This window comes from Burkholderia sp. LK4 (assembly GCF_001043615.1).
In the GTDB taxonomy this organism is placed as follows: Bacteria; Pseudomonadota; Gammaproteobacteria; order Burkholderiales; family Burkholderiaceae; genus Burkholderia; species Burkholderia cepacia.
This window is the reverse complement of record NZ_LDUL01000094.1, coordinates 16,695-41,144: the sequence shown is the minus strand read 5'-3', so window position 1 is coordinate 41,144 and position 24,450 is coordinate 16,695. Positions and strand designations below refer to the sequence as shown.

Annotated in this window: 22 protein-coding genes; 13 read left to right on the top strand and 9 right to left on the bottom strand. The window is 68.4% G+C overall.

Annotated features, from left to right (window positions below):
• Positions 1 to 76 precede the first annotated feature (76 nt).
• The 3 genes from VK92_RS35215 to VK92_RS35205 form a co-directional block, all read right to left on the bottom strand.
• Positions 77 to 2,899 (bottom strand): ATP-dependent Clp protease ATP-binding subunit, encoded by a 2,823-nt coding sequence (locus VK92_RS35215; RefSeq protein WP_048028528.1) that lies wholly within the window; start codon positions 2,897 to 2,899, stop codon positions 77 to 79.
• A gap of 628 nt (positions 2,900 to 3,527) precedes the next feature.
• A complete protein-coding gene (locus tag VK92_RS35210; RefSeq protein ID WP_048028530.1) occupies positions 3,528 to 3,797 on the bottom strand; it encodes a hypothetical protein in 270 nt (89 codons plus the stop codon).
• A gap of 102 nt (positions 3,798 to 3,899) precedes the next feature.
• Positions 3,900 to 4,715, bottom strand: a complete 816-nt coding sequence (locus VK92_RS35205; protein ID WP_021157952.1) for a family 1 encapsulin nanocompartment shell protein — start codon at positions 4,713 to 4,715, stop codon at positions 3,900 to 3,902.
• 439 nt (positions 4,716 to 5,154) lie between these two features.
• Here VK92_RS35205 and VK92_RS35200 point away from each other — a divergent pair, with 439 nt between their 5' ends.
• Positions 5,155 to 5,544 (top strand): GIY-YIG nuclease family protein, encoded by a 390-nt coding sequence (locus tag VK92_RS35200; protein WP_021157953.1) that lies wholly within the window; start codon positions 5,155 to 5,157, stop codon positions 5,542 to 5,544.
• A 176-nt stretch (positions 5,545 to 5,720) separates the two neighbouring features.
• On the opposite strand, the gene VK92_RS35195 is transcribed toward VK92_RS35200, so the two are convergent.
• Positions 5,721 to 6,782, bottom strand: a complete 1,062-nt coding sequence (locus tag VK92_RS35195; protein ID WP_048028533.1) for a Dyp-type peroxidase — start codon at positions 6,780 to 6,782, stop codon at positions 5,721 to 5,723.
• 368 nt (positions 6,783 to 7,150) lie between these two features.
• Here VK92_RS35195 and VK92_RS35190 point away from each other — a divergent pair, with 368 nt between their 5' ends.
• From VK92_RS35190 to VK92_RS35170, 5 genes are all read left to right on the top strand, one after another.
• Positions 7,151 to 7,576 (top strand): LysR family transcriptional regulator, encoded by a 426-nt coding sequence (locus VK92_RS35190; RefSeq protein ID WP_048028535.1) that lies wholly within the window; start codon positions 7,151 to 7,153, stop codon positions 7,574 to 7,576.
• Complete coding sequence (locus tag VK92_RS35185) at positions 7,573 to 8,022, top strand: phosphate-starvation-inducible protein PsiE (RefSeq protein WP_048028536.1); 450 nt, start codon at positions 7,573 to 7,575, stop codon at positions 8,020 to 8,022. Before VK92_RS35190 ends, VK92_RS35185 begins: the two co-directional genes overlap by 4 nt.
• Before the next feature lie 112 nt (positions 8,023 to 8,134).
• On the top strand, positions 8,135 to 8,590 hold the full coding sequence (locus VK92_RS35180; protein ID WP_048028537.1) for a DUF1269 domain-containing protein: 456 nt from the start codon (positions 8,135 to 8,137) through the stop codon (positions 8,588 to 8,590).
• 34 nt (positions 8,591 to 8,624) lie between these two features.
• Complete coding sequence (locus VK92_RS35175) at positions 8,625 to 8,879, top strand: hypothetical protein (RefSeq protein ID WP_021157957.1); 255 nt, start codon at positions 8,625 to 8,627, stop codon at positions 8,877 to 8,879.
• Between the two features lie 381 nt (positions 8,880 to 9,260).
• Entirely contained in the window at positions 9,261 to 10,685 is a 1,425-nt protein-coding gene (locus tag VK92_RS35170) for an aminotransferase-like domain-containing protein (protein WP_048028539.1), read from the top strand.
• Between the two features lie 34 nt (positions 10,686 to 10,719).
• Here the strand turns inward: VK92_RS35170 and VK92_RS35165 are convergent, their stop codons facing one another.
• Positions 10,720 to 11,880 (bottom strand): NAD-dependent formate dehydrogenase, encoded by a 1,161-nt coding sequence (locus VK92_RS35165; RefSeq protein WP_048028541.1) that lies wholly within the window; start codon positions 11,878 to 11,880, stop codon positions 10,720 to 10,722.
• Positions 11,881 to 12,115: 235 nt separating this feature from the next.
• Here VK92_RS35165 and VK92_RS35160 point away from each other — a divergent pair, with 235 nt between their 5' ends.
• On the top strand, positions 12,116 to 13,648 hold the full coding sequence (locus VK92_RS35160) for an FAD-dependent oxidoreductase (protein ID WP_048028542.1): 1,533 nt from the start codon (positions 12,116 to 12,118) through the stop codon (positions 13,646 to 13,648).
• 37 nt (positions 13,649 to 13,685) lie between these two features.
• Entirely contained in the window at positions 13,686 to 14,063 is a 378-nt protein-coding gene (locus VK92_RS35155; RefSeq protein WP_021163825.1) for a DUF5594 family protein, read from the top strand.
• Between the two features lie 49 nt (positions 14,064 to 14,112).
• Here VK92_RS35155 and VK92_RS35150 read toward each other — a convergent pair whose 3' ends face one another.
• Positions 14,113 to 14,331, bottom strand: a complete 219-nt coding sequence (locus VK92_RS35150; RefSeq protein ID WP_048028543.1) for a DUF6566 family protein — start codon at positions 14,329 to 14,331, stop codon at positions 14,113 to 14,115.
• Between the two features lie 154 nt (positions 14,332 to 14,485).
• On the opposite strand from VK92_RS35150, the gene VK92_RS35145 reads away from it, so the two are divergent.
• Positions 14,486 to 15,124 carry a MarC family protein gene (locus VK92_RS35145; RefSeq protein ID WP_027792504.1) on the top strand — a complete coding sequence of 213 codons (639 nt, stop codon included), beginning with the start codon at positions 14,486 to 14,488 and terminating at the stop codon, positions 15,122 to 15,124.
• A gap of 61 nt (positions 15,125 to 15,185) precedes the next feature.
• Here the strand turns inward: VK92_RS35145 and VK92_RS35140 are convergent, their stop codons facing one another.
• Positions 15,186 to 16,775: a PAS domain-containing hybrid sensor histidine kinase/response regulator gene (locus VK92_RS35140; RefSeq protein ID WP_048028545.1), complete on the bottom strand. Its 1,590-nt coding sequence runs from the start codon at positions 16,773 to 16,775 to the stop codon at positions 15,186 to 15,188.
• Positions 16,776 to 17,067: 292 nt separating this feature from the next.
• Here VK92_RS35140 and VK92_RS35135 point away from each other — a divergent pair, with 292 nt between their 5' ends.
• Positions 17,068 to 17,445 carry a hypothetical protein gene (locus VK92_RS35135; protein ID WP_048028567.1) on the top strand — a complete coding sequence of 126 codons (378 nt, stop codon included), beginning with the start codon at positions 17,068 to 17,070 and terminating at the stop codon, positions 17,443 to 17,445.
• Between the two features lie 190 nt (positions 17,446 to 17,635).
• On the top strand, positions 17,636 to 18,445 hold the full coding sequence (locus VK92_RS35130) for a BON domain-containing protein (protein ID WP_048028546.1): 810 nt from the start codon (positions 17,636 to 17,638) through the stop codon (positions 18,443 to 18,445).
• A gap of 266 nt (positions 18,446 to 18,711) precedes the next feature.
• On the opposite strand, the gene VK92_RS35125 is transcribed toward VK92_RS35130, so the two are convergent.
• Positions 18,712 to 19,761 carry a sigma-54 interaction domain-containing protein gene (locus VK92_RS35125; protein WP_048028547.1) on the bottom strand — a complete coding sequence of 350 codons (1,050 nt, stop codon included), beginning with the start codon at positions 19,759 to 19,761 and terminating at the stop codon, positions 18,712 to 18,714.
• Between the two features lie 350 nt (positions 19,762 to 20,111).
• On the opposite strand from VK92_RS35125, the gene VK92_RS35120 reads away from it, so the two are divergent.
• Positions 20,112 to 21,479 (top strand): sigma-54-dependent transcriptional regulator, encoded by a 1,368-nt coding sequence (locus VK92_RS35120; RefSeq protein ID WP_048028548.1) that lies wholly within the window; start codon positions 20,112 to 20,114, stop codon positions 21,477 to 21,479.
• 225 nt (positions 21,480 to 21,704) lie between these two features.
• Complete coding sequence (locus VK92_RS35115) at positions 21,705 to 24,014, top strand: hybrid sensor histidine kinase/response regulator (protein WP_048028550.1); 2,310 nt, start codon at positions 21,705 to 21,707, stop codon at positions 24,012 to 24,014.
• Between the two features lie 48 nt (positions 24,015 to 24,062).
• Here the strand turns inward: VK92_RS35115 and VK92_RS42225 are convergent, their stop codons facing one another.
• The gene (locus VK92_RS42225) at positions 24,063 to 24,278 is read right to left on the bottom strand and encodes a hypothetical protein (RefSeq protein ID WP_156190777.1); all 216 of its coding nucleotides are present in this window, start codon (positions 24,276 to 24,278) and stop codon (positions 24,063 to 24,065) included.
• Positions 24,279 to 24,450 lie beyond the last annotated feature (172 nt).

Sequence of the window (24,450 nt, the reverse complement as noted above, 5' to 3'; positions counted from 1 at the left end):
TGTCGCGGCGTGGGGCGGCTCCGTCCGGCGGACGGAGCCGGTCATGCGTGCCCCGGGTTGCAGGGCATGCGTTGTTTTAGTGTGCGTCCTTCTTCGCGCCGGACGACTTCTTGCCGGGCTTCGCCGCGGGCGGCGGGGCGTCGGCGGGCGTGTCGTCCGGCTTCGCGTCTGCTGCCTTGGCGGCCTTGCCGTTGGGCTTGGCCTTGCCGTCGGCTTCCTTCGCTTCCTTCGCTTCAGGCGCGGCGAGCTTGTTGAACTTCACTTCGTCGCTGTCCTTGTCGTAGTCGACCTCGCACTTGTCGCCCGACTTCAGCCGGTTGGCGAGGATCTCCTTGGCGAGCCGCGTCTCGATGGTCTGGCGGATCTGGCGCTTCAGCTCGCGCGCGCCGAATTCCGGCTGGTAACCGGCTTCGGTCAGGTGCTCGACGAGCGAATCGCCCATCACGAGCGTGATGTCCTGCGCGGCGGCCGTGCGGATCACGCGGTCGAGCTGGATCTGCACGATCGAGCGGATGTTTTCCTTCGACAGCGCGTGGAAGACGATCACCTCGTCGATGCGGTTCAGGAACTCGGGGCGGAAATGGCCCTTCAGCACCTGCATCAGTTCCTCGCGGATCGCCTTGTCGGTCTTGCGCGCGACTTCCGGCTGCGTGAGGTTGTCCATGATGATCGCGGCGCCGAGGTTGCTCGTTGCGATGATGATCGTGTTGCTGAAGTCGACCACGCGGCCCTTGCCGTCGGTCAGGCGGCCGTCGTCGAATACCTGCAGCAGCACGTTGTACACATCGGGGTGCGCCTTCTCGATCTCGTCGAGCAGGATCACGCTGTACGGGCGCCGCCGCACGCGCTCGGTGAGCTGGCCGCCTTCGTCGTAGCCGACGTAGCCGGGCGGCGCGCCGATCAGCCGCGCGACCGCGTGCCGCTCCATGTACTCGGACATGTCGATGCGGATGATCGCCTGTTCGTCGCCGAACACGGTCTCCGCGAGCGCCTTCGCGAGCTCGGTCTTGCCGACGCCCGTCGGCCCGAGGAACAGGAACGTCGCGATCGGCCGGTGCGTCTGGCCGAGCCCCGCGCGCGACAGCCGCACGGCATCGCTGACGGCCACCACCGCGTCGCTCTGGCCGACCACGCGCTCGCGCAGTTGCTCTTCCATCTTCAGCAGCTTCTGGCGTTCTTCCTGCGTGAGTTCGGACACGGGGATGCCGGTCAGGCGCGACACGACCTCGGCCACGGATTCGACCGTCACCTCGAGCGTCTCGGAGCCCGTCTTGCGCTGCCACGCCTCCATCATCTCGTCGACGGCCTTCTGCTTCGCGTTGATCTGCTCCTCGAACTGCTTCGCTTCGTCGAAGCGCTTGCGCGAGGTCGCGTAGTCCTGCTCGCGCTTCAGTTGCGCGATCTGCGCTTCGCCTTCCTGAATGTCGACCGGGCGCGACGTCGCGCCGATCCGCACGCGTGCGGCGGCCTGGTCGATCAGGTCGATCGCCTTGTCGGGGAGGAAGCGCGACGTGATGTAGCGGTCGGCGAATTCCGCGGCCGCGACGAATGCGTCGTCGGCGAACGTCACCTGGTGATGCGCCTCGAGGCTGTCGCGCAGCCCGCGCAGGATCACGATCGTCTGCTCGACGCTCGGCTCCGGCACGAACACCGGCTGGAAGCGCCGCTCGAGCGCGGCGTCCTTCTCGATGTACTTCTGGTATTCGTTGAGCGTCGTCGCGCCGATCAGGCTCAGCTCGCCGCGCGCGAGCGCGGGTTTCAGCACGTTCGCGATGTCGAGGCCGCCTTCGCCGCCGCCCTGTCCGGCGCCGACGATCGTATGCAGCTCGTCGATGAACAGGATCAGTTCGTCCTGCTTCGCCGTGACTTCGTCGATCAGCTGCTTCGCGCGCTCCTCGAACTCGCCGCGATACTTGGCGCCTGCCACCATCGAGTTGATGTTGACTTCGACGAGCCGCTTGTCGCGCAGCACCTCGGGCACGTCGCCGTTGACGATCCGCTGCGCGAGCCCCTCGACGATCGCCGTCTTGCCGACACCCGGCTCGCCGATCAGCACCGGGTTGTTCTTCTTGCGGCGCGCGAGCACCTCGATCGTGCTCTCGATTTCCTGCGCGCGGCCGAGCACCGGGTCGAGCTTGCCCTGGCGCGCGATCGCGGTGAGGTCGCGGCCGAACTTGTCGAGGTTCGGCGTGCCGGTCGGCGCATCGACGCGGCCGTCCTCAGCACCCTTGCCGACCACCTTCACGACTTTCTGGCGCAACGCCTCGGGCGTCACGCCGTATTTCTTCAGCAGCGTGCCGGCGACGCTGTCCGGCACCGACGCGAGCCCGATCAGCAGGTGCTCGGGGCCGATGTACGAATGGCCGAGATCGCGCGACGCCTGGAACGCGTACTGCACGGCCTTCTTCACGCGCGGCGAGATCGACAGCTTGTCGAGCGGCGCATCGGGGTCGGCCGTGCCGGTGTGCGCGTGCTCGTCGATGTACGACCGGATGTCCTGCGGCGACAGCTTCAGTTCCTTCAGCAGCGCGGCGCACACGTCGGTGTCCGCGAGCGCGTAAAGCAGGTGTTCGGAATCGAGCTCGCTGCGGCGCAGCTCGTGCGCCTTCTCGGCCGCGCGCTGCAGCAGTTCCAGCGTCTGCTCGCTGAACGCGTCGGTCGGGTCGACCGATTCGCGCGGGACTTCGGCGGCGAGCGGCGATTCGTCACCGAGCCCGCCGAACAGCGACGACGAGCCGCCGCCCAGCAGCGAATCGAACGGGTTCAGCATGCTTTGATGCCGCATCAGCTGACGGAAGTGGTAGTCGCAGATCGAGATGGTCTTGCGCTCGCCGTCCTGCATCACGGTTGCGCGCGCGACGGCCGGCCGGGCGTGGCAGATATCGCAAAGTGCGGGCATGGTGGTCTGGCTCCTGTCGGTGAAAGTGGGTCGAAGGGTGAAGTCCCGATGCGGTGCGGCGCTTGCGCGGCCCGACCGCGAACGCACGACATGAAGCAGGGCGGCACGGCGGCGCGCGGGCCGTGCCCGGGCTGTCGCGCAGTGCGCGCCGGCGTCGTGCGCGGTCGCGGTCAGGACGGCAGGCGTGCGTGCCGGGAGGAGCCCACGGCATCGCTTCGACTGCGTTCAAAATAGCGAATCGGCGGAGGCCATCCAAGACACAGTTCCACGCCGGCCCGGCCGCGAATTGCACCCTCGGATGCGGGCGCGCGCGGACGAAGAGGAGCACAGACGCGCGGATGCACGGCGGCGCGGGCGTGCGCGGCACGCGTAACGCGTGGTGACGGGAAAGCGGGGCGGGCGCCACGCGAGCGGGGCGCGGTGCGACATGGGCGCGCAGGGCGCCGGTTGCAGGTGGATGGCGGGTGCCGCGGGTGGCCGGGCGCGACGGAAGCGCCGCACGGAGCGCATGCGGCGAGCGGCCGGATGCAACCATGCGCGCACCGCGGACGATGCGTGCGTGGCGGCCGAAGGAGCAGGCGGGTTGCACGGTCCGGCGCGGACGAGGCGCAACCGCGGCGTGCCGCGGTCAGTCCGGGAGGGTCATCGCGAGCCGTTGCCGGGCGATCTGCTTCACGTCGGTTGACAGTGCCGTATCCGGCAGGCCATTGGCCCAGACGGAGAACGAATCCTCGATCAGGTTGCGTGTGTCGGGCGGCAACTCGGCCAGGACCAGCGACAGGACGGTGAACAGCACGGCGGTATCGCCGGCCTGGCGGCTCGCGTTCGCGTCGACCGCCTTCTTCAACTGGTCGGCCGACGCCTGCAGCGCCTGTAATGCCTCATTCGACTCGCTCATCACACACTCCATGCAAAGTGGGCTCGATCGGCGACGAACATGCGGCCGGCGGTGCGGCCGGCCGCGCGCGACGCCCGGCGGGCATCGCGCGGACAGCCGAGGTCAGGCCGTTGGGTTGCCCTGCGGCGCGACGGCCACCGATGCTTCGCTCGTCAGCATCAGGAACGTGAACGTTTCGCGCAGGTACAGGCGGACGACCTTGTCGGTATGGCTCGTGTAGCCGATCGATACGTCTTCCCCGAGATGCAGCTCGTAATCGCCGCCGCGCGTGGACAGCACGCAGCCGCCGCTGATCGCCGGCGCCCAGATGATCTCGCCGCTGACGATCCGTTTGATATGGCCGAGGACCGGATAACCCTGGTCGCGCGCCTCGCTGAGCGCCGTGTACGCATCCGAGCCGAGCACCACCGAATACGGGCCGTCGACGCCGGCGAGGCGGAGCGCCTCGAGCGCATCGCTGATCGCGTCGGGATACGCGCTGACGTCCGCCGGCAGCGTGAGCTTGCGATTCGACGTGCCTTCGCGGATGCCGACGATGCCGGCGGCCCGGTAGCCGTCGAAGATCGCGTTGTCTTCGGCGAACGCGAGCCGCTGCGCGGCGTCCTTCGCCGGTTGCCAGTCGGCATCGCGCGCGCCGCGCTCGACGCTGTCGATCGCATCGCGGCTCAACTCGAACGGCACCGTCAGCTCGACGATCGTGCGGACTTCGCGCAGCCGCGCGTTCACGTGCTCGCGCGGCGCGTCGACGGCGACCAGGTGCCCGGTGCCGACGGCCGACAGCTCGGGGCCTTCGGGGCCGTCGACATCGACGACGCGGCGGCCGGCCACCGATCGTTTGAACGTGCGTGCCACTTCCTCCTCGATTTGTTCCCAGGCGGAAGACGAGATCGGGGCGAGTTCGCGGTGCAGGTTATTCATGGATTTGGATTGCCTCACGTCAGCGGAAACACTTGATGGCGGGCCGATCGGCTGACGGGCTGTGCGTGATGCCAGCCTGCCGATCGCGGACGAAAATGAATATTAGCAGGCTCGATCGACACCGCTGCAGCACAAATCGAAACGACACCGTGCGGTCGCGCAACTGTGATGCAATTCGCGCGGTGCGGAGGTGGGCGAACACGGAATGCCGCGATTGGATTGCCGCGATACCCGGGGCGTGCCGGCGGCACCGTCGCCCGGGCCGCGTTCGACGCTGTGCGGAATCAATTCCGGTCGACGTCCTGTCGCGAGTCGTGCATTCTTACGAACATTCATCCAGCCGGGTGTCTGCCAGCAGGGGTTGGGCGGTCGTCGGAGCCGGGCCCGGATGAGTCATAGACGCAGCCTATTGATGCTTCACAACAAGTGGAGGTCGTTCATGGCATTACAACTCGTCTCGCCCGAAGACAAATACATGCTGAAGACGGGCGTCATCAATCACGAGGATGTGATCGGGCATTTGCGGCAGGTATTGAACGCGTTCGCCGCGAAGCCGGAGTACAGCAAGTTCTATATCGGCATCACCAGCGACCTGTACACCCGGCTGGCGAAACATCGCGCCACCAAGCCTGACTTCAAGCTGATGGCACCGATCTATCTCGAAGCGCACAACCTGGTCGGGAACGCGTTCGACCGTCTGGAGCGCAAGGCCATCGAGACGTTCCGTACCGGCATCACGCACCCCCAATCCGGCGAACGGCTGCTGGCATGCAGCAACGGCCCGGGCGGGGCGTTGCCGAAGAACTGGCTCTATATTCTGGTGGGTTGAGTCGCGTGGGCGGCGTGCCGGGAATGCGAGCCTGTGCGCGTAACCGTCCATAAGCGGCGGCGCGGTGGAGGGGGCTGTTGCGCAGCGCTGCACGCGCACTGCGGCCGACTGAACAGAGGCGGTTCCGGACATGCCCGGCGCGCGGTCGCGCGCCGGACGGCCATCGGCGCCCTGCGTTACGACGGGATGCCTTTCAGCGAGCCGATTTTCAGCGAACCGTCGCGATGCGGCGCGGACGGCGACGCTTCCGGCTGCGCGGCGTCGGCGGCCGGCGCCGCGCGATCGGCGAGCGCTTCGAGCAGGTCGGCGGACGGCACGAAGAACAGCGAGCCGGTGACCGCGCGGCTGTAGTCGAGCAGGCGGTCGTAGTTGCCGGGCGGCCGGCCGACGAACATGTTCTCGAGCATCTGCTCGATCGGCGCCGGCGAGCGCGCGTAGCCGATGAAGTAGGTGCCGAATTCGCCCGCGCCCGGGCGCCCGAACGGCATGTTGTCGCGCAGGATCTTCACTTCCTGGCCGTTCTCGTCGAGCGTGGTCAGCGAGCTGTGCGAGCACGACGGCTTCACGTCCGGCGCGAGTTCGATGTCCGACAACTTGGTGCGGCCGATGATGCGTTCCTGCGTCTCGACCGCGAGCGCATTCCAGCCGGCCATGTCGTGCAGGTACTTCTGCACGATCACGTAGCTGCCGCCCGCGAATTCCGCGTCTTCGTCGCCGATCACCGTGAAGTCGACCGCCTCGCGGCCTTCCGGGTTCTCGGTGCCGTCGACGAAGCCGATCATCGCGCGCTGGTCGAAATTGCGGAAGCCGTGCACCTCGTCGACCACCGTGACGGCATCGCCGAGCGCGCCGAGCAACTGCGTCGCGAGTTCGAAGCACAGGTCCATCGCTTCCGCGCGGATGTGCAGCAGGATGTCGCCCGGCGTCGCGACCGCAACGCGCTGCCCCGCGCCGAACTCGCGGAACGGATGCAGCGCGGCGGGGCGCGGGGCGCCGAACAGCGCGTCCCATGCGTCGGCGCCGAAGCCGCATACGCAGGTGAGGTTGCCGCCCGGCACGCGCTTGCCGACCGAGCGCACGAGCGCGGCGATGTCGCCGCACCACGAACGGATCGTGTCGGCGTGCTCGGCGCCGGGATTGATCGTCGCCACGAGGAAGATCGCGCTGCGCGTGATCGGGCTGTGAACGGCCTGGGAGAGCGGGGGAGGTGTCTGCATCGCGGGCTGCCGGTCAGTCATGTCGGGACGGGCGGGCCGTGGCGCGCGAAGGCGAACGGTTGAACTGTGTCATGCGACTGTTCTCTTTGTGTCATGCGGATGAAGGACGTCGCGCGTGCCTCGCGCAACGGGCCGCGGCGGTGGCGGCCGGCCGCGCGGCGCGTGACCGGCCCGCACCGCGTAACGTCGTCGAGCAAGCAATCTAGCAGCTTCGGCGGGGCTTTGGAACCCGTATCGCCGAACTGTCATGCGAATGCGTCAAACAGGGCCGGGTTTCGGGCGGCGCACGCGCAGCTGTACTCCTGGCGTGCGCGGCGCTGTGCTCTTGAGCGTGCATGCCGCGTGCAGTAGATTAGGTTCCGCTGCGCCCGCCGACGAGGAGCGTCATCATGAACCTGCTGGAAGCGATGCGTGTGTATGTCGCGGTGGTCGAGCGTGGCGGCCTGTCCGACGCGGCGTCCGAACTGCGGCTCGACGAAGCGCAGGTGAGCGAACGGATCGACTGCCTCGAACGGTATCTCGGCTGCCGCCTGCTGCTGTGCCGCGAGCACGACGACGTGGCCTGCTCCGATGCGGGCGTCGCGTTCCACGTATGCTGCCGCCGGACGCTGTCCGCGGTCGAGCAGGCGATCGGCGCCGGCCCGCACGCGCCGGCGGTGCCGGATGCGCCTGACGCGGCCGACGCGCACGATGCACCCGACGCACCCGACGCACCCGACGCACCCGATAGCGGGACCGTGCATGCTGCCGCGCGCGACGCGGCGTTCCCGCCACCCGGCGCCGTTCAAGTTTCCTCAACGCGACTGTCACCTTGAATACGACCACCGTTCCCTGCTCGCCGGCCGAGCGCATTCGCCGCCGCTTCGGCCATTTCCTTCACGCGGCCGAGCTGGCCGGGCTGATCGTGATCGGGCTCGCGACCGCGTTCGCGATGGCGCAGGAAGCGTGGAAGGTCGTGCTGGCGGGCGAAGTGTCGCTGACCGACCTGCTGCTGATGTTCCTGTACCTGGAAGTGCTCGCGATGGACGTGCGTTACCTGCGGCTCGGCCGGCTGCCCGTGCGGTTTCCGCTGTTCATTGCGATGACGTCGCTCGCGCGCGACCTGATCCTGCGCGGGGCGACCGACAGCCCCGAGCGGATGCTGATGACGACGTTCGGAATCGTGTTGCTCGCGGTGGGCGTGCTGATCCTGAGTTTCGGCCAGCATCGCTTTCCGGCGGACGTCGACGATGTCGAGGACGATGTGCATGCGCGCCGGTGAGGAGCGGGCGGCGTGCCGCATGCGGCGCGGCGGCTGTAAGCAGCCAAGGCGGCCAAAGTAGCCAAAGCGGCCAAACTGATCAAACTGACCAACCAACCGGGCGAGGTATCGAATGACCAGGCAACTGATCGTCGCCGTGTTCGGCAGCGTCGACACGGCCCGTCGGGCCGCGAGCGATTTCGGGGCGCTGTCGGACAAGCATGAGGGATTCCACATCGAGAACGGCGTCGTCGTCGAGAAGGACGCGACCGGCAAGCTCGCGGTGCTCGATGCCGAATCGCGGCCGTTCAAGGGCGGCGTGATCGGCGCGATCGCAGGCGGGCTGCTCGGTCTGCTCGCCGGTCCGCTCGGCGTGGTCACCGGCATGGCGGCCGGCGCGGGGGCCGGCATTCTCGCGGAAGCGGCCGGCAACGCGCTGCTCGACGGCACGTTCGTCGAGACGATTGCGGCGCGGCTCGTGCCCGGCAGCGTCGCGGTCATCCTCGAAGCGAAGGAGGACACGCCGTTCTCGGTCGACAACGTCGTGACCGGATTCGGCGGCAAGGTGTTTCGCCAGGCGCTCGATTGAGACGCTTCCTTTTGGCCTGCTTCTGGAGAACCGCATGCGCATCGATCAATCGTACCGTCGCTTCGACATCGCGGCGACGTTGACGCCGCTGCCCGGCAGCGGCAAGCGCGCGATCGCGGCCGTCGACGTGACGACCGACGATCCGGCCCGCGTCGCCGATCTCGGCACTGGGCAATTCCTGCAGATCCGCAAGTGGGTCGAGTCGAACGACGTCGCGTGGCTGACGGTGGTGTTCGACGAGTGCAAGGTCGCGATCGACCACTACGCGGACAACGTCGACGACGCTTGATCACACGCGAGGCCCGCGCATGACCGGGCTTCGCGGGTGGCCGGCCGCCGGTCGTCGGCAATACGCGCGCCCATGCGCCTGCATGTGCGCCCGATGAATGGCCCCGCGCCGGGCCGTTCCGCCGCGTTCGAATCTGTTCACCACGCCAACCGGATTTGGCGTTTCCTCGCCAAACTGTCACTTACATTCGTCGAAATGACGCAGTAGGATGCCGAACCTTGTCTAGATGAGATTCGCGTTGCTATCCGCCTTCAATTTCGATAACGGACGAGGTTCGAACCGGGCCCCCCGCGCCCGGGCACGGCTATCCGGCTTCGTGCACCGGCGCGGCCATGCCGCCCGTGCAGCGCAGGCCGGTTCACCGCTGGCGGGGCGAGGCGGATGAAGCTCTACGAGAAATTTGCAAACGACGTAGAGAGACTCATCCGGCAACGCGTATATCGACACGGCGATCGTGTGCCGTCGGTGCGGCAGGCGAGCCAGCAGCACCGGATCAGCATCACGACCGTGCTGCACGCGTATCTGCTGCTGGAAAGCCGCGGGTTGCTCGAAAGCCGCCCGCAGTCCGGCTATTTCGTGAACCTGCGGCGCGACGACGGTCATGCGCCGGTGCGCGAGTTGCGACCGTCGAAGCCGATCGCGATCTCGTCGTCGGTCGACGTGAGCCGGCTCGTGCTGTCGACGCTGCGTTCGATCGGCACCGACGACGCCGTGCCGCTCGGTTCGCCGTACCCGGACCCGAGCCTGTTCCCGTTCGAGAAGCTGAACCGCTACGCGTATGCGGCCGGCCGCGACAAGTCGCTGTGGGGCGTGACGGACGGATTGCCGCCCGGGCATCCGCGGCTGATCCGTCAGATCGCACGCCGCTACCTGGAAAACGGGATGTCGGTGGACCCGAACGAGATCATCGTGACGGTCGGTGCGACCGAGGCGATCAACCTGTGCCTGCAGGCGGTGGCGAAGCCGGGCGACACGATCGCGGTGGAATCGCCGACGTTCTACGCGATGCTGCACGCGATCGAGCGGATGGGGATGAAGGCGATCGAGGTGGCCACGCATCCGGAATACGGAATCGACATCGCGGCGCTGGCCGCGATCGCGAAGTCGCAGCCGATCGCCGCGTGCATGGTGATGCCGAACTTCCAGAACCCGCTCGGCTTCCAGATGCCCGACGAACGCAAGCGCGAACTGGTCGAGTTCGCGACGAAGGCCGACTTGCCGGTCATCGAGAATGGTGTGTACAACGAACTGTACTTCGGCAACATGCATCCGAGCACGCTGAAGTCGTTCGACCGCCACGACATCGTGCTGCATTGTGCGTCGTTCTCGAAGAGCCTGACGGCCGCATACCGGATCGGCTGGGCGCTGCCGGGCCGTTATCGCGAGCAGGTCGAGAAGCTGAAATTCCTGAACACGCTCGCGACGCCGTCGTTGCCGCAGCTCGCGATCGCGGAGTTTCTCGAACGCGACGGCTACGAGCATCACCTGCGGCGGATTCGCAAGGCATATGCGCAGCAGGCGAACCTGATGCGGGCGATGGTGTCGCGGTTCTTCCCGGAAGGCACGCGCATCTCGAGCCCCGCGGGGGGGTACGTGCTGTGGGTCGAGTTGCCCGCGCAGGTCGACGCGATGCGGCTGTACCAGCTCGCGCTGGAGCAGGGCATCACGATCGGGCCCGGCTACATGTTCTCGATCGCGGACAGCTACCGGAATTTCATCCGCCTCAACTACAGCAGCCCGTGGTCGCCGGAGATCGAGCAGGCGGTCGTGACCGTCGGCAAGCTCGCCGCCTGCTGCGTCGACTGACCGTACCGCCGCGCGTCGGGCGCGGCGCGTGGCGTCACGTCAGCCGGTACGACTGCGCGCCCGTTCCCGCGAGCGTGCCGCCGTCGACGATCAGGTATTCGTTGCGGATCGGCTTGCCGTCGAACCAGCACTGCAGGATCTCCAGCGTGCCGGCCGCATAGCGTGCCTGCGCGGACAGCGACGTGCCGGAGATGTGCGGGGTCATCCCGTTGAACGGCATCGCACGCCAAGGGTGATCGGCCGGCGCCGGCTGGGGAAACCACACGTCGCCGCCGTAGCCCGCGAGATGTCCGGACGTGACGGCATTCACGACCGCGTCGCGGTCGACCAGCTTCGCGCGCGCGGTGTTGATCAGGTATGCGCCGCGCTTCATGCGCGCGATCATCGCCGCGTCGAACAGGTGCTCGGTCGACGGGTAAAGCGGGATCTGCAGGTTGACGATGTCGACGGCGCTCGCGAGCGACGCGGCATCGGCGTGATACGTGAGCGCGAGTTCCTGCTCGACCGACGCGTCGAGCCGGTGGCGCTGCGTGTAGTGCAGCTGCAGGCCGAACGGCTTCAGCCGGCGCAGCACGGCGAGCCCGATGCGGCCCGCGCCGACCGTGCCGAAATGCATGCCCTCGACGTCGTAGCTGCGCGACACGCAATCGGCGATGTTCCAGCCGCCTTGTTGCGCGATCGCATGCGACGGCAAGTAGTTGCGCACCAGCGCGAGCGTCGTCATTACCACGTGCTCGGCCACGCTGATGCTGTTCGAGCCGGTGACTTCGGCGACGGTGACATGCGCGCGAGCGGCGGCGTCGAGATCGACGTGATCGGAGCCGATGCCGGCCGTCAGCGCGAGCTTCAGCTTCGGCGCGCGGGCGATCCGTTCGGCCGTCAGGTACGCGGGCCAGAACGGCTGCGAGATCACCACGTCCGCTTCGGGCAGCCGGCGCTCGAATTCGGAATCGGGGCCGTCCTTGTCGCTCGTGACGATCAGCGTGTGGCCGTGCGCCTCCAGATAACCGCGCAACCCGAGCGCGCCGGACACCGAGCCGACGAGTTCGCCGGGCCGGAAGCCGGGCGGGCCGGCCGGCGTCGGCGCGGTTTGCCCGTCCGCGTAGCGCGTGATGACCGGAATCGCATCGCGCACGTAGCGCGGCGGGTAGCCGTCGACCGGATCGGGGTAGAGCACGCACAGGACGGTGGCCATCGGGTAGCACTCCTGGTGAAAGGGGGATGCGGCACGCGGATTGCGCAGGACGCGCGACGTGCCCTCGCAGGCAACGGGTGTGTTGCGCCGCAACGTTGATGACGTTCTACGCCCGTCATGGCTCGCGTACAAGCTACAGTCGGTGTTTGCGTGCGCTGCGGAGGCGTCTGTACCTGTTCTTTTCAAATGGGATGTCGATAATGGGATCCTTACCTGACTCTCAGGGAGCCACGTCATGACTGGAAGCGACGCTTCGTCTTCACGCCCCGACCTCACGCAAGGCATCGCGCTCGACGATCTCGCCGACGGCGCGATGATCGAGGGCCATGTCGGCGATACCGCGGTGCTGCTCGTGCGCCGCGCCGACGAACTGTTTGCCGTGGGTGCGCAGTGCCCGCACTACGGCGCGCCATTGGCCGACGGCCTGCTGGAGGGCGACACGATCCACTGCCCATGGCATCACGCGGCGTTCTGCCTGCGCACGGGCGCACTGCTGCGCGCACCGGCGCTCGACGGGCTCCCGTGCTGGCGCGTCGAACGCCGCGACGGCCGTGCCGTCGTGCTCGATGCGCGGCCGGCCGCCGCGCCTCCCGCGCTGAATGCGGCCGGGCTGCCCGCGTCGGTGGTGATCGTCGGCGGCGGCGCCGCTGCGATCGCGGCCGCCGTGACGCTGCGACAGGCCGGTTATCCGCATCCCGTCACGATGCTCACCGCCGATGCCGATCTGCCGTACGACCGGCCGAACCTGTCGAAAGACTATCTCGCCGGCACGGCCGACGCCGACTGGCTGCCGCTGCGTGCGCCGTCGTTCTATACCGACCACCGGATCGACGTGCGGTGCGGCACGCGTGTCGCGCGGATCGACCCCGCGCGGCAGGCGGTCGAACTGGCCGACGGCAGCCGTGTCGGGTACGGCGCGCTGCTGCTGGCAACGGGCGCCGAGCCGAACCGGCTGACCGTGCCCGGCGCGGATCTGCCGCACGTGTGCGTGCTGCGCTCGCGCGCCGATTGCGACGCGCTGATCGGCAAGCTGAAAACGGCGCGCCGCTGCGTGGTGGTCGGCGCGAGCTTCATCGGGCTCGAAGCGGCCGCCGCGTTGCGCACGCGCGGGCTCGACGTGCAGGTCGTCGCGCCCGATGCGCATCCGATGGCGCGCGTGCTCGGCGAAGCGCTCGGCGACACGATCAAGGCCCTGCACGAATCGCACGGCGTCGTGTTCCATCTCGGTGCGACGCCGGCGCGGATCACGCCGGACAGCGTGACGCTGTCGACCGGCGACGTGCTGCCGGCCGACGTCGTGCTGGTCGGCATCGGCGTGCACCCGAACGTCGCGCTCGCGCAGGACGCGGGGCTGGCCGTCGAGCGCGGCGTGACGGTCGACCGCTTCCTTCAGACGAGTGTGCCCGGCATCTACGCGGCCGGCGACATCGCGCGCTGGCCCGATCCGCTGACGGGCCAGCGCATTCGCGTCGAGCACTGGGTCGTCGCCGAGCGGCAGGGCATCGTCGCGGCGCGCAACATGCTTGGCCAGCAGTGCCCGTTCGACGCGGTGCCGTTCTTCTGGAGCCAGCATTACGACCTGACGATCAACTACGTCGGGCATGCGGAGCAATGGGATCGCGTCGAGATCGACGGCGACCTCGGCGCGCACGACTGCGCGATCGCGTACTGGCGCGGCGACACGCGGCTCGCGGTCGCGACGATCGGCCGCGATCTCGACAGCCTGAAGGCGGAAGCGGCATTCGAGCGGCAGATTGCAGCCGCATGACGGCCATGTGACGACATGATTCGAACCCGGAGGCAAGATGAGCCCTGAAATCCGCGCACGTTTCGAAACCGAGTTCGCGCCGCACATCGCGGCGCGCGTGCTCGGCCTGTATCAGCCTGGTGAAGTGCGCGTGGAAGTCGTGCCGCACGACGGGCAGGGGAGCCCGACCTGTGTGGACGTGATCGGCCTCACGTCGACGGCCGGGCTGCCGAACCGGCTGAACGCGCGGCTCGCGTGGCGCGACGACGCGATCGATGCGTTGCTGGCCGAGCCCGACCGCAGCCGCTTCGACCGCTATCTCGCGGCGCTGCCGGTCACGATCGAACGCTGGCAGATGGAATTGCCGGTCGACTTCAGTTCACGGACCCAGCGCGACCGCGAAATCCTGATCGGCGATCTCGATTTCGATGCGTGAAACGCGCGGCGCGCTGCCCGCCGAGGATGCGGCGATGAACCGCGCGACCTTAGCGGTCGCGCGTCTTGACGATCACGCGGCCCTGGTCGATACCGCCGCGCAGCGCTTCGTCGCACGTGAGCCATTCGGGCGTGACGAGTTCGGGCGCGGGCAGGTCGACCGGCGCGCCGTCGCGGAAGATCCGCACGTGCGCGACCCACGCGCCGTTCGCGTTGCGCGTCGCCTCGACGCGAATCTCGTGATCCATGAAGGTGTCGGTGGCTTGCATCGGTCGGGGCCCTCCGTCGTGCGTGAACGCGATGCGTCGTGCGTGAACGCGATGCGTCGATCGTAGCAGCATGGCGCGCGCCGTGCACCGGAAACGAAACGGAATTTGCGTGCGATTCGGTGTACGAACCGACGCGTGAGACGGGAGCGAACCTGTGGCCTTCGACCTGACCTTTTCGATCAAGGTGTTCGCGGCGCTGTTCGCGATCATGAACCCGATCGCGAACATCCCGGTGTTCCTGTCGCTGACCGAAGGCGCGGCGGACGGCGTGCGCCGCAAGGTCGCGCTGACGGCCGCGATCGGCGTGACGGTCGGCTGCATCGTGTCGGCCGTCGCGGGCGGCGCGATCCTGCACGTATTCGGCCTGACGATCGACGATTTCCGTCTTGCGGGCGGGCTGCTGGTGCTGCTGATCGCGCTGTCGATGCTGCACGGCGCGCCGAGCCGCCAGCATTCGCCGGGCGAGGACGAAGGCGCCGACCCGGCGGCGGCCGAGAGCGTCGCGATCTATCCGCTGACGATCCCGCTGCTCGTCGGCCCCGGCACGATCGCGACGATGATCGTGCTTGGGCACAGTGCGTTCTCGACCGGACAGGAACTCGCGTTCGCGCTCGGGCTCGCCGCGTTTCTCGTGCTGCTGGCCGTTTCGTTGCTGTCCGCGCCGCTGATCGGCCATTACCTCTCGCCGCGCGTGACGGCGGTGACCCAGCGCCTGATGGGGATGATCCTCGCGGCGATCGCGATGCAGATGATCGTCGCGAGCCTGAAGGCCGCGTTCGGGCTGCCGCATTGAACGCCATGCGGCGCCACGGTGTGCGCGGTGATGTGCCGTGCGACAGCTCGAGCCCGGGCGGTTACGACGGACGCCGAACGCGGCGTGCCACACGCTGCAGCAGTGCGTCGAGCACGTTGATCTCGACGGGTTTCACGAGGTGCGCGTCGAAGCCCGCGCGTTCGGTGCGTGCGAGGTCGGACGCGCGCGCGTGGCCGGACAGCGCGACGCAGGTCGTGTCGCGCAGCGCGTCGATCGTGCGCAGTTCGTGCAGCAGCGTGAAGCCGTCGACGTCGGGCATCGTCAGGTCGAGGATCATCAGTTGCGGCGCGTAGTCGCGGGCGAGCGCCAGCGCATCGCCTGCGTTGTACGCGACGCGCGGCGCATGCCCCTTCACCTTGAGCAGCACGGCGAGCGTGTCGGCCGAGTCGCGGTTGTCGTCGACGATCACGATGCGCAGCGGCGTGGTGTCCGATGGCGCGTGCGCCGCCGGCTCGCGCGCGCCGGCCTGCTCCGCACGTCCCGTCCGTGCGATCGGCAGCCGCACCGTGAACGTCGCGCCGTGCCCGGGGCCGCCGCTTTCCGCGGAAATCCGTCCGCCGTGCAGCTCGACGAACGTCCGGCAGATCGCCAGCCCGAGCCCGAAGCCGCCGGTCGGCGGGCCGCCTGACGCGCCGCGCTGCTCGAACAGGTCGAAGATCGTTTCGAGCGCGCCGTGCGCGATGCCGACGCCGTGATCGGTGATGCGGATGGCGACCACCGGCCCTTCCACCCGTGCGCCCACGTCGATCCGCCCGCCGTGCGGCGAGAACTTCGTCGCGTTGTCGAGCAGGTTGTGCAGCACCTGGACGAGCCGTGCATCGTCGCCGTGCAGCAGCACGGGATCGGTCGGCAGGTCGACGTGGATGTGCTGCCCGCGCGCGGCCAGCTTCGGCTGGATGCTTTCGACGCCGCGGCACACGATGTCGCGCACGGCGACGGGGCGATCGTTCAGCTCGACCTTGCCGGCCGTGATGCGGCCGACGTCGAGCAGATCGTCGACGAGCCGTGTCAGTTGTCCGACCTGGCGATGCACGGCGTCGCGGCATTGCGCGAGCACGGGCGCCGGATCGGGCAGGCTCTGCAGCACGCCGACCGAATGGCGCAGCGGCGAGAGATGGTTGCGCAACTCGTGCGCGAGCATCGCGATGAACACGCTGAGCCGGTGCGTGGACGCTTCGAGTTCCTCGAGCCGCTTGCGCTCGGTCATGTCCCGCGTGATCTTGATGAAACCGCACAGCTGGTTCTCGTGATCGTGCACGGGGGCGATCGTCACGCTCGCCCAGAACTGCGAGCCGTCCTTGCGCACGCGCCAGCCTTCATCCACGAAGTGGCCCCGCGCGGCCGCCTCGTCGAGCCCGTGCGACGGCCGGCCGGCCGCGATCGCATCGGGCGGATAGAAGCGCGAGAAGTGATGGCCGACGATCTCGGCCGCGCGATAGCCCTTGATGCGCTCGGCACCCGCATTCCACGTCGCGACATTGCCGTGCGGATCGAGCATGAACACCGCGTAGTCGGTAATCGAGCCGACGACCGTCTGGAAACGGAACTCGGCGAAGCGATGCACCAGGTCGCGCGCGTCGGGTAAGCCGGGCGGCGGATGGGAGCGAGGAGAGTCGTCGTCTTTCTTCATCGTGTGGCAGGTCGAAGAGGGGCAGGCAAACGCTGCCCGGCCGCCGCCGGGCGGGCCGGCGGCGGCCATGTCGATCGGATTGGCACCCCGGGAAGCATAAGGGAACTCAATTCGGCTGATCAATGGGTGGTGCGCATCGTCCGTGCCGTCCGCGATCCCGGCGAGGGCATCCGTTCCGGGCGCGCGATGCGGCATGCCGATTGCATGCGCTACCCGTCCGCGTGCCGTGCCGTGCCGCGGCCGCCCGGCCACCCGTAGCGGCATGCAGCGGCACGCGGGCAAGGAGGACGACATGAACAGCACGTTGAACCCCGACAACGAACCGGCCGGCCCGGACGACGACAACGCCAGCCGCGGCCGCGACGGCCGCGCGCTGGGACCGAGCGACTCGTCCGACAGCGGCAGCGACACGGCCGGCGCGCGGCGCCATCCGTTCGACATCGATTCGCCGCTCGACGAGCACGCACTCGAACGCGGCGATGCGTCGCTCGACAGCGATACGGACCGCGCGGGCACCGGCGAGCGCGCATCGGCGGACGGCGATTCGACATTCGTAGAAGGTGCCGATATCGAGCCCGACCGCACCGAGCGGCTGAGCGGGCCGGATCGCGACGAAGAATCCGCGGCCCCGGACGATCCGGACGATCGGGGCGCCGGCGGCGCGCCATGACGCCCGGCACGCAAAAACTGCAATCGCATTGCAGATTCGCGCGCCCGGCAGCGGATCGACGGCGCGGCGCATGTGTCGTGCGACGGCAACGATATCGGCACGCGGCTTGCGTTCGAGCCGGCCGGCATGCGCCGTGTCGCGACCCGGCATGGGGCCGTGCGCGGCGCAGGCGCGAACAAGGAGAGACACGATGCAACGACGATATCCCGGACGGCACGGCGAGCGCGGCCTCCCGGACGACCCGGCACGATGGCCGGAGGAAGACCATGAATCGCCCCGCCGTCGCTCGGCGAGCGAGAGCGTCGGCGCGGAAGACTGGGGCAGCGAATGGACCGAGCGCGCCGCGCGGCCGGTGGACCAGCGGCGCCGCATGTCCGACCCGGACTGGCAGGGCGGTGCGCGCTCGCCCGCATGGGACGCCGAACGCGGCTACCGCGAACCGGGCCGCCGTGCGGAGGGCAGTGAAGGCCCGTATGGCGGCGACCGCCCGGAATTCCGCGGTCATTTCCGGATGGGCCGGTACGGCGGCGAGCACGATCGCGGCGACCCGCGAGACCCGCCGCGCTACGGCGGCTACGCGCCCGACCCGTCGCGGTACGGCGTCGACGCCGAACGCGACGCACTGCGCCATCGTCGCGGGCCGAAAGGCTATACGCGTTCGGACGAGCGCATCCGCGAGGACGTGTGCGAGCGGCTTGCGCATGCGCTCGACATCGACGTGAGCGACGTCACCGTGCAGGTGCAGGACGGCTGCGTCGTGCTGGACGGCACCGTGCCGTCACGCTGGATGAAGCACGACATCGAGGATCTGGCCGACGGCTGCTTGGGCGTGCGCGACGTCGAGAATCGCGTGCGCGTGCACCGCGACGGCGAACACGATACGGGCATGGTGCTGCATCCCGACCAGCGGACCGTCACGCCGACGCTGCCGGCCGCGCGCGATCCCGAACCGGGCGCCGTCGAACGCGACCGCGACCGCGAGAGCAAGCCGCATCATTGACCGGCCGTGCACGAAACGGTGTGGCCGCGATGGAGGCTGCCGGCCGTGCGCGATCCCGAACCCGGCACCGTCGAACGCGAGCGCGAGAGCAAGTCGCATCACTGACCGGCCGCGCATGAAACGGTGCGGCCGCGATGGAGGCTGCGGGCAGCGTGCGCATGCCGACGGCCCGCACGGCCCGGCGCGGGTGCGCGTTTCGGAATTGATCGGTTCACGCGCGGCCGGGTCGCGCACTGGGCGACGACGTTCAGCGTGACGGGCCGCGTTTACGGGGGCGCCGCGTTCGACGGGCTGGTCGTGTCGGTCGCGCCGGTCGCATTCGCGGAACCGGCGGCGTTCGTCGCGGCGCCGCCGTTCACCGCATTGCGTTCATGCTCGGGCAGCAGCGCGAGACGGTTGTATAGCGTCTTCAGGCTGATGCCGAGCGCTTTCGCGGTGCGCGGCTTGTCGCCGTTGAAATGCCGCAGCGACGCGACGATGAACCGCTGCTGCGTATGCGCGAGCGTCGTGCCGAAATGCAGCGTCATCGCGTTGTGGCGCACGTCGTCGCGCGGCTGCAGCCGGCGCGGCAACTGCAGGTCGATCTGCTCGTCGGCGAGGATGAACGCGCGCTCGAGCGCATTGCGCAGCTCGCGCACGTTGCCGGGCCACGAATACGCGCGCAGGGCCTTCATCGCCTGCATCGACAGCCGCTTGCGCGTGCGGTGCCGCGCATTCAGCCGCTCGACGATCTGCAGCGCGATGTCGTCGACGTCGTTCTCGCGCTGCCTGAGCGCGGGCACGTGCAGCGCGACCGGCGCGATCCGGTAGAACAGGTCCTCGCGCAGCCGGCCGCTGCGCACGGCCTCGACGGGATCGTGATGGGTGGCCGCGACGATGCGCACGTCGAGCGGAATCGGCTCGTGACCGCCGACGCGGATGATCGTGTTCGATTCGAGCGTGCGCAGCAGCTTGACCTGCAGTTCGGCCGGCATCTCGGCGATTTCGTCGAGAAACAGCGTGCCGCCGCGAGCGGCTTCGAACATGCCGACATGCTGGGCGATCGCGCCGGTGAAGCTGCCTTTCTCGTGCCCGAACAACTGCGACTCCGCGATATCGGGCGGAATCGCGCCGCAGTTCACGGGGACGAATGGCCCGCGCCGGCGCGGGCTCAAATCGTGCAACAGCCGCGCGACGATGTCCTTGCCCGCGCCGCTTTCTCCGACGATCAATACGCTGATGCGCGTCGCGGCCACGCGCGACACCTTCATCAACAGGGTCTGGATCGAACGCGAGCGTCCCGACAGACGCTTGCCGTCATCGACGGATTTCGACATGACGTGATATCGAATGGGGAAGATTTGACCGACTATGACCCAGGCACATGAAAAAACGACACGTTATGCGCCGTTATTCATGCGCAAAGCATACGTGTTATGTCGTCGCGGCCGCATTGAATCTCGCAATGCCTGCCATGCGGGCGGATAGATTTATTCGATGACGGGCCGATGCACGACGTCGCTCTTCTATACTGCTAAGCGATTCCTTCTTCATGGCAGCATCGCCTGCCAGTTCATTCGCTGCAGCGTGGAATGCATTGCCTCGTGCCTGGCGGCGTGCGATGCGCTGCACATCTGTCGCGATGTCCGGTCGACACTTGTACCGGCTCGCATCACGAGGAGCCTCGATGCCCTACGTCCTGATCGTCGAAGACGATGCCGATACGCGCACGATGCTGGCGACGCTCGCGCGCACGCAGCAACTCGCCTGCGATACCGCCGCGACGCTGGAGGAAGCACGCGCGCTCGTGTCGACGCATACCCCCGATCTCGTGCTGTGCGATCTCGTATTGCCCGACGGCAACGGGATGGACCTGTTCGATGCGTTGCCCAAGCGCGCGCATTGCGAGATGGTGCTGACCACCGGCCATGCGAGCCTCGAAACCGCGATCGACGCATTGCGGCGCGGCGCGACCGACTATCTGGTGAAGCCGCTGAACATGCAGCGGCTGAACAGCATCTTCGCGCGCGTGCCGCGCACGACCGCGCTGCACGAGGAAATCGCGGAGCTGCGCTCGGAACTGCAGCGCCTCGGCCGATTCGGCCGCATGCTCGGCAGCTCGCCCGCGATGCAGGCCGTCTACGATGCGATCGGGCGCGTCGCACGCACCGAAGCGTCGGTGTTGCTAACCGGCGAATCGGGCACCGGCAAGGAGCTTGCCGCGCAGACCGTGCACGACCTGAGCCTGCGCCGCCGCGGCCCGTTCCTCGCGGTGAACTGCGGTGCGATCGCCGCGAACCTCGTCGAGAGCGAGATGTTCGGCCACGACCGCGGCAGCTTTACCGGCGCGGAGCGCCAGCACAAGGGCTTCTTCGAACGCGCGGACGGCGGCACGCTGTTTCTCGACGAGATCACCGAGATGCCGCTCGAATCGCAGGTGAAGCTGCTGCGCGTGCTCGAGACGGGGCGCCTCACGCGGCTCGGCTCGACGCGCGAGATCGACGTCGACGTGCGCATCGTCGCCGCGACGAACCGCGATCCGGAAGCCGCGATGGCCGACGGCAAGCTGCGGCCCGACCTGTTTCACCGGATCAACGTGTTTCCGATTCCGCTGCCGTCGCTGCGCGAGCGCGGCGACGACATCCCGATGCTCGCCGATGCGTTCCTGCAGCACTACAACGAGGAAAGCGGCCGCAACCTGCGCTTTGCGCCGGCCGCGCGCGAGGCGCTGAAGACCTACGAATGGCCCGGCAATGTACGCGAACTGCGCAACTTCGTGCAGCGCGCGAGCATCTTTACCGACGCCGACGTGATCGACTCGCTGCCGCCTCCGATCATGGAGGAACTGTCCAGCATGGTCGATTCGCACGAGGATCGCGTGACGGTGCCGTTCGGCACGCCGCTCGAGGAAGTCGACCGCAAGCTGATCCTCGGCACGATCGCGCAGTGCGGCGGCGTGAAGGCGCAGGCGGCCGAAGTGCTCGACGTCAGCCTGAAAACGATCTACAACCGGCTCGCGCAACTGGAAGACGAAACGGAAAAGCCGGACTCCTGATGCCGTCGCGATCACACTCATGCTCCCGTTTCCGCATCACGCGTGCGCACCTGACGACGGCATCGCCGGGATGCGGCGAGACGCGCCCGCGTGCCGGCGCGGCCGTCGCGTGAATCATCCCGTGGTGGGCGGCTGCGCGGCCGGTTCCGGCCGGCCGTCGCGCGTCGTGCCTGTCGGCGGTGTCCGGGGCCGCGGCCGTCGGCCGGCCCCGCAGGAGCGTGTCCGATGACCGATCGTCCCCGGCCGCAGGCCGGAAACTACGCGACGGCCGCGATGCTGGTCGCGATCGCGACCGTGCTGCAGGTGCTCGCGATCCGCTTCGGCGGCGTGAACCTGCCGTTCGTGCTGTACTACCCGCTGCTCGCAGGCGCCGCGTGGGCGACGTCGTTCGTGTTCGGGATCGTGTCGACCGTCGTCAGCGGGCTGCTCGTGTGGACCCTGTTCCTGTCCGATCCGGCCGCCTATCCGGCGCCGCTGCCCGAGCGGCTGGTGCAGCTCGGCACCTTCATCCTGATCGGTGCGCTCGTTTGCGCGATCGCGTCGATGTTGCGACAGACACGGATCACGAACGATCGCGCGAGCCGACGCGAGGCGGCTGTACGCCGGCAGCTCGAAGCCGTGCTGAGTGCGCTGCCGCACGGCGTGATCGCGGTCGACACGAAAGGGCGGCTGACCTATATCAACGCGGCGGCGGCCGAACTCGCCGGCTGCCGGCCTGGCGACGCGGCGGGGCGGCCGGTGCGCGACGTGCTGCGGATCGTCGATCGTGAAGGCCGCCGCGTGCAGACGACGCCGCTCGATCGCGCGCTCGACGGCGCGGACGCGGTGTCCGACCGGCACTGGCTGCAGCGTGGCGGCACCGGCGATCCGGTGCCGATCGTCGAGGTTGCCGCGCCGCTCGGCGATCTGGACGGCAACCTCGACGGCGCGGTGCTGCTGCTCCGCGATGCCGGCGCGGATCGCGCACGCATCGACGCGTCGCGCTTGCAACGTGCGGTGGTCGACGCATCGCCGGACGCAATCGTCGGCATCGACGCGAACGGCCGCATTGCCAGCTGGAATCCGGCCGCGCAGCGAATCTTCGGTTACGACGAGGCCGACGCGCGCGGCCGCATGTTCGACACGCTGATCGCCATGCGCTGGTTGCGGCGCAATCCGCTGGCGGAATCCTTCGACGCGATGCGCGATCCGGTCGGGCCGCTCGAACTGCTGTGCGTGCGGCGCGACGGCCGGCGTTTTCGCGCGACCATGTCGGCGTGCCCGGTACGCGGCGAGGCACGCGAATGCGTCGCGCTGTCGCTGACGCTGCGCGAAACCGGTGCGCAGCGCCGGCGCGACCTCCGCGCGCAGCGCTCGTTGCGGGGCGCGCGCGACGCACGCGACCAGGCCGATACGTCGAACCGGCTGAAGGACGAGCTGCTGGCGACGGTATCGCACGAGTTGCGCACACCGCTGAACGTGATCTATGGCTGGGTCGAGGTGCTGCGCAATTCCGGCGACCAGGCGCTGCAGAACCAGGCGATCGATGCCATCGACCGCAGCGCGCGTTCGCTCACGCGGATGGTCGGCGACATTCTCGATGCATCGTCGCTCGCGACCGGCAAGCTGCGCCTCGACGCGACGCCGGTCGACATCGTGCGGCTGTTCTCCGATTCGGTCGGCGCGTTCCGGACGGCCGCGTCATTGGCCGGCATCGCGCTCGAATTCGATTGCGAGACCTCGTCGTGCATCGTGTCGGGTGACGCCGAGCGGTTGCGGCAGATGTTGTCGAACCTCATTTCGAACGCGCTGAAGTTCACGCCGGACGGCGGCAACGTGACGGTCGGGCTCGCGCGCGACAACGCGCAGGTGATCCTGACCGTGACCGATACGGGGCAGGGTGTCGCGCAGGAATTCCTGCCGTACATCTTCGACATGTTTCGCCGCGCGGACGATTCGCCTGCATCGTCGCGACGCGGCCTCGGTCTCGGCCTGTCCATCGTGCGGCATATCGCCGAATTGCATGGCGGCGGCGTGACCGTCGTGAGCGCGGGCCGCAATCGCGGCACGACCTTCACGGTGACGCTGCCGGCCGGCTGGCAGCCGGTCGGCGCGATGGCGTGGGGGCTCGCGCAGGCGGGCGGGCAGCGCGAGCCGCTTGTGCTCGATGCGCAGCGAATCCTGATCGTCGACGACGATGCGACGACGCGGGCGAGCCTCACGGCCGCGCTGACCACGTTCGGCGCGTCGGTCGCGATCGCGTCGTCGGGCCGCGAGGCGCTCGCGGTCGCCGCCGACTTGCGGCCGACCGTCGTGCTGTCCGATCTCGCGATGCCCGACGGCGACGGCTTCTGGCTGCTCGATGCGTTGCGGCACGGGGCGATGAACGGCGACAGCGGGCCGCCCGACCTGTGCGTACTCGCGGTCACCGCGCATGCCGGCCTCGCCGACCAGCGCCGTGCGCTGGAGGCCGGGTTCGACGGCTATCTGTGCAAGCCGGTCGACGTGCGCGAACTGGTGCACAAGATCGCGCATGCGACGAAGCGCGACGGCTGACGCACTGGCCGCGGTTACTCGACGTTGACGTTGAGGGTGCCGGCGGATTCACGCTGCCGTCATGGCGATTGTCCGGCGGGTGGGCGCATCGGCTCGACATTCGGCGCATTGAACGGACGTGCGATGTTGTCCTTCATGACCCGTGTGGAAGTATTCGACCGATGGTACGTCGTGGCCGGCAGTCACGTGCCTCTCGCACGGACATGAACCGGGAAAGATGGCGTTGCCGTCGACGAACCCGAGTTTTATATCGTAGTCCTTCATTGAATGTTTCCGTTGCGGTGCGCGAGTACGCCAAGGCATCGTGGTCGACGTCGCGCTCCAATGATTGCTTTGCGACGTCCGCGACTTGAATCCTCTGGCATTGTCTGACCGCCCGCGTCCACACCGCCGGCTTCCCGCAACCGCGATACGTGTTCACTGATCGACGCGCTTC

What these genes read in the sequence shown, in the direction of transcription:
- VK92_RS35165 (WP_048028541.1), bottom strand. Translation starts at nt 11,880, where the DNA reads ATGGCCACCGTCCTGTGCGTGCTCTACCCCGATCCGGTCGACGGCTAC.
- VK92_RS35115 (WP_048028550.1), top strand. Translation starts at nt 21,705, where the DNA reads ATGACCGATCGTCCCCGGCCGCAGGCCGGAAACTACGCGACGGCCGCG.
- VK92_RS35195 (WP_048028533.1), bottom strand. Translation starts at nt 6,782, where the DNA reads ATGACTGACCGGCAGCCCGCGATGCAGACACCTCCCCCGCTCTCCCAG.
- VK92_RS35160 (WP_048028542.1), top strand. Translation starts at nt 12,116, where the DNA reads ATGACTGGAAGCGACGCTTCGTCTTCACGCCCCGACCTCACGCAAGGC.
- VK92_RS35120 (WP_048028548.1), top strand. Translation starts at nt 20,112, where the DNA reads ATGCCCTACGTCCTGATCGTCGAAGACGATGCCGATACGCGCACGATG.
- VK92_RS42225 (WP_156190777.1), bottom strand. Translation starts at nt 24,278, where the DNA reads ATGAAGGACTACGATATAAAACTCGGGTTCGTCGACGGCAACGCCATC.
- VK92_RS35135 (WP_048028567.1), top strand. Translation starts at nt 17,068, where the DNA reads ATGAACAGCACGTTGAACCCCGACAACGAACCGGCCGGCCCGGACGAC.
- VK92_RS35175 (WP_021157957.1), top strand. Translation starts at nt 8,625, where the DNA reads ATGCGCATCGATCAATCGTACCGTCGCTTCGACATCGCGGCGACGTTG.
- VK92_RS35170 (WP_048028539.1), top strand. Translation starts at nt 9,261, where the DNA reads ATGAAGCTCTACGAGAAATTTGCAAACGACGTAGAGAGACTCATCCGG.
- VK92_RS35155 (WP_021163825.1), top strand. Translation starts at nt 13,686, where the DNA reads ATGAGCCCTGAAATCCGCGCACGTTTCGAAACCGAGTTCGCGCCGCAC.
- VK92_RS35130 (WP_048028546.1), top strand. Translation starts at nt 17,636, where the DNA reads ATGCAACGACGATATCCCGGACGGCACGGCGAGCGCGGCCTCCCGGAC.
- VK92_RS35190 (WP_048028535.1), top strand. Translation starts at nt 7,151, where the DNA reads ATGAACCTGCTGGAAGCGATGCGTGTGTATGTCGCGGTGGTCGAGCGT.
- VK92_RS35200 (WP_021157953.1), top strand. Translation starts at nt 5,155, where the DNA reads ATGGCATTACAACTCGTCTCGCCCGAAGACAAATACATGCTGAAGACG.
- VK92_RS35205 (WP_021157952.1), bottom strand. Translation starts at nt 4,715, where the DNA reads ATGAATAACCTGCACCGCGAACTCGCCCCGATCTCGTCTTCCGCCTGG.
- VK92_RS35210 (WP_048028530.1), bottom strand. Translation starts at nt 3,797, where the DNA reads ATGAGCGAGTCGAATGAGGCATTACAGGCGCTGCAGGCGTCGGCCGAC.
- VK92_RS35180 (WP_048028537.1), top strand. Translation starts at nt 8,135, where the DNA reads ATGACCAGGCAACTGATCGTCGCCGTGTTCGGCAGCGTCGACACGGCC.
- VK92_RS35150 (WP_048028543.1), bottom strand. Translation starts at nt 14,331, where the DNA reads ATGCAAGCCACCGACACCTTCATGGATCACGAGATTCGCGTCGAGGCG.
- VK92_RS35215 (WP_048028528.1), bottom strand. Translation starts at nt 2,899, where the DNA reads ATGCCCGCACTTTGCGATATCTGCCACGCCCGGCCGGCCGTCGCGCGC.
- VK92_RS35140 (WP_048028545.1), bottom strand. Translation starts at nt 16,775, where the DNA reads ATGAAGAAAGACGACGACTCTCCTCGCTCCCATCCGCCGCCCGGCTTA.
- VK92_RS35125 (WP_048028547.1), bottom strand. Translation starts at nt 19,761, where the DNA reads ATGTCGAAATCCGTCGATGACGGCAAGCGTCTGTCGGGACGCTCGCGT.